Source organism: Pseudonocardia sp. McavD-2-B, assembly GCF_024124365.1.
Lineage (GTDB): Bacteria > Actinomycetota > Actinomycetes > Mycobacteriales > Pseudonocardiaceae > Pseudonocardia > Pseudonocardia alni.
In genome coordinates, this window is record NZ_JAMXSG010000416.1 from 1 (window position 1) to 3,363 (window position 3,363).

Sequence of the window (3,363 nt, forward strand, 5' to 3'; positions counted from 1 at the left end):
GCCCCGGCCAGCGACGACGGCAGCCACCGCTGGGCCCGGCGGCGCAACCAGGAGGGGCGTCCGCCGTGCGGGCCGTCGTCGGCGAGAGTCTCCTCGGGCGGGGCGGGGTCGTCCCGGGCCAGCAGGGCCAGGGGGTGGCCGGCGTCGGGGTCGGCGGTCCACACCGGCCTCGCGCCCTGCGGGTCGGCGGGCCACTCCGGTCCCGCACCGTGCGAGGCGTCGGGGTCGGCGTGCCGAACAGGTGTCGCACGGTGCGGGGTGTCGCGTCGGGAGGCGGACGGCATCGGACCCGGCGGAACGGCACCGCTGACATCGTGCGGCGGGAGTGGCCCGGGTGCGGGCGGTCGTCCGGGGCGTGACCCGGCCGGACCGGGAGGCACCGGCAGCGCGGGCAACGGGACCGTCGGGGGTTCGAGCCGGTCCGCGACCGTGTCCGGCCGCCCGCGCCTCCCGATCCCGGCGAGCCGCCGGGCCGGGTCGAGGGCGGTGTCGGTCCTGGTCACGCATCCGACGCTAGGTCCGTGACACCTGTTCCGACCGGCCGGTGTCCGGCCTGTGGACGGATCCGTCGCTTGGGGACAGACGGCATCCCGTGGGCCGTCACGGTGCCGGATCGTCGGCGGTCCGTGCTACACACCGGCGGGGCCCGTCGGCCCGTGGCAGGGCGGCCGGAGCCGGCCCCCCCTCGACGAGGCGGTCAGCCCGCCGGCACCACCACGACCCCCACCAGCCCCGGTCCCGCGTGCGCCCCGATCACCGCGCCGACCTCGGAGACGTGCATCCCGGCGGCGTCGGGCAGCTGTTCGCGCAGCCGATCGGCGATGTCCTCGGCCCGGTCCTCGGCACCGAGGTGGTGCACGGCGACGTGCGCCCCCGGGCCCGCCGCGGAGACCGCGAGCGCGACGAGCCGTTCGGTCGCGCGCGAGGTCGTCCGCACCTTCTCCAGCGGCGCGATCCGGCCGTCGCGCAGGTGCAGGATCGGCTTGACCGACAGGGCCGTGCCCACCAGCGCGGACGCGGCACCGATCCGCCCGCCACGGCGCAGCCGTTCCAGGTCCTGCACCGCGAACAGGACCCGTGCCCGTGCGGCGACGGCACCGGCCACGGCCTCGACCTCCTCCGGGGCCTCACCTGCCCCGGCGGCGTCGGCGGCGGCCAGCACGGCGAAGCCCAGACCCATCGCGATGGCGCCGGAGTCGACGACCCGGATCCGGTCCGGGGCGACCTCCTGTGCGGCGAGCCGGGCCGCGTCCCAGGTGCCGGACAGCTCCCGGGACAGGTGCACGGCCACGACGGCGGGGGCGCCGTCGTCGAGCAGGGCGGTGAAGCGCTCGGCGAACGCGGCCGGGGTCGGGCGCGAGGTCTGCACCAGCAGGGTCCGGTCGGCGAGGGCGGTGATCAGCTCGGCGGCGGAGACGTCGACACCGTCCCGGGCGGTGCGCTCGCCGAGCCGCACCTCCAGCGGGACGACGTGGATGCCCCGCCGTTCCGCGACGCCGGGCGGCAGGTGGGCGGTGGAGTCGGTGACCACGGCGACCGGCGAGGGGGGCACGGCCGGACCCTATCCACCCGTCGGGCGGAACAGCGGTGCCAGTGCCCGCTGCGCGGCGAGGTAGCGGCCGTGCGCGTCGTCGAGGCGGCCGCGGGTGCGCGGGTCGGGGGTGAACTCCCGGTCGACCCGCACCATGCGCCCGGCGAGCTCGTCGACCGAGGCGGCGTCGCCGGTCGCGAGCGCGGCGAGCATCGCGGCACCGAGCACCCCGGCGTCGCGCTCGGCGGTGCGGCGCAGCGGCCGGTCCAGCCCGTCGGCCTTGATCTGGCACCAGAGGTCGCTCGCCGCACCGCCGCCGCAGGCGGCGATCGTGTCGGCGCGACGTCCGGCGGCGGCCTCCAGCGGCCCCAGGACGTGCCGGGCGGCGTGCGCGACGCCCTCCAGCACGGCGCGGCCCAGCTCGGCGGGCCCGGTGGCGAAGCCCGCGCCGAGCCAGTGCCCTCGCAGGTCCGGGTCCCACAGCGGGGCCCGTTCCCCGGCGAGTTGGGGCAGGAACAGGACCTGGCCCGGGTCGGCGCCGGCGGCGCGGTCCAGCAGCTCGCCCGGTGCGACGCCGAGCACCGCGGACGCCCAGGTCAGGGCGTCGCCGCCGGCCTGGGTGGGCCCGGCGTGCACGTGCAGCCCGCGCCACGACGGGAACGTGACGATGCCCGGGGCGCTGCCGCCGGGCGTCGCGGCGAGGGCCAGGACCTCCGAGGTGCCCGCGATGTCGATCGCGTCTCCGGGGGCGGCGATCCCGCCGCCGAGCAGCGCCGCCCAGGCGTCCATCGTCCCGACGGCGACGGGCAGCCCGGCCGGGAGCCCGCCCGCGCCGGTGGTCTCCCCCGCGACCGACGCCGGGTCGGCCAGGGGCGCCGGCATCGCGCGCAGCCCGGGGACGAGCAGGTCGAGCCAGTCCGGGTACCGGCCGTCGGGGGCGAGGAGACCGGTCGAGGACAACGGGTCGGCCACGGCGGTGCCGGTGAGCCGCTCGAGCAGCCAGTCCTTGGGGGCGAGCAGCCTCCGTGCGCGGGCCCACGCGTCGGGCCGGTGCGCGGCGAGCCAGGCGGCGCGGGCGGCCGCGTGCGAGGCGTCGACGGTGCCCAGCCCGCCCCGGACCCGGGCCCGGTCGGCGGGGGTGAGCCGCCCGGTCAGTGCCGCCGCGACCGGGCCGCACCGGCCGTCCTGCCAGGTGATCGCCGGGTGGACGGGGGCACCGCCGTCGTCGACGAACAGATGGGTGTTGACCTGGGCGCACACCCCGACCGCCGTCACCCCGGCCAGTGCCGGGCCGAGCGCGCCGACCACCTCGATGAGCCCGGACCACCAGTCGTGCGGGTCCTGTTCGGCGTGCCCGGGTGCGGGCCGCGCGGTGGGGTGGGCGGCCCGGGCCGCGGCGACCCGGGCGCCGTCGCCGGTGAACACCGCGGCCTTGACCGAGGTGGTGCCCAGGTCGATGCCGAGCAGGGTCACGGCCGGTCCCCCACGGTCGCGAGGAGCCCGGCCAGCGCCTCCCCGACGGCGGCGTGTCCCGCCCAGCCCCAGTGCAGCCCGTCGGGGTTGCCGTGTCCACCGAGGACGTGCTCGCCGACCAGGGCGGGCACGTCGAGCACCGTCACCGCCGGGGCGCCGGCCGCCCAGCGGTGGATCGCGGCGTCGGTGGCGGCGCGGTGCGGGTGGGCCAGGCCGTAGTCGGCGGCGCGGTGCACCGACGGTGCCAGCGCCACCACCGGCAGCCCGGGGCGCAGCGCGTGCACCCCGGCGCGGCAGCGTTCCAGGTAGGCGGCGGTGAGGCGGGGCGGCAGGGTCGCCGGTCCACCGCCGGGCAGCCG

General features: G+C 79.2%; 3 protein-coding genes and 1 pseudogene. All 4 read right to left on the reverse strand.

Annotated features, from left to right (window positions below; genetic code table 11):
* On the reverse strand, positions 1-284 hold a 284-nt coding region (locus NH602_RS29470; protein WP_253069519.1), incomplete at its 3' end, for a hypothetical protein.
* 413 nt (positions 285-697) lie between these two features.
* Positions 698-1,552, reverse strand: coding sequence for a DegV family protein (locus NH602_RS29475; RefSeq protein WP_161152801.1), 855 nt, complete (start codon positions 1,550-1,552; stop codon positions 698-700).
* Between the two features lie 9 nt (positions 1,553-1,561).
* Positions 1,562-3,004 (reverse strand): FGGY-family carbohydrate kinase, encoded by a 1,443-nt coding sequence (locus tag NH602_RS29480; protein WP_253069520.1) that lies wholly within the window; start codon positions 3,002-3,004, stop codon positions 1,562-1,564.
* Positions 3,001-3,363 (reverse strand): annotated as a pseudogene (locus tag NH602_RS29485) (SGNH/GDSL hydrolase family protein); the annotation flags it as partial. The gene NH602_RS29480 and the pseudogene NH602_RS29485, both read right to left, overlap by 4 nt.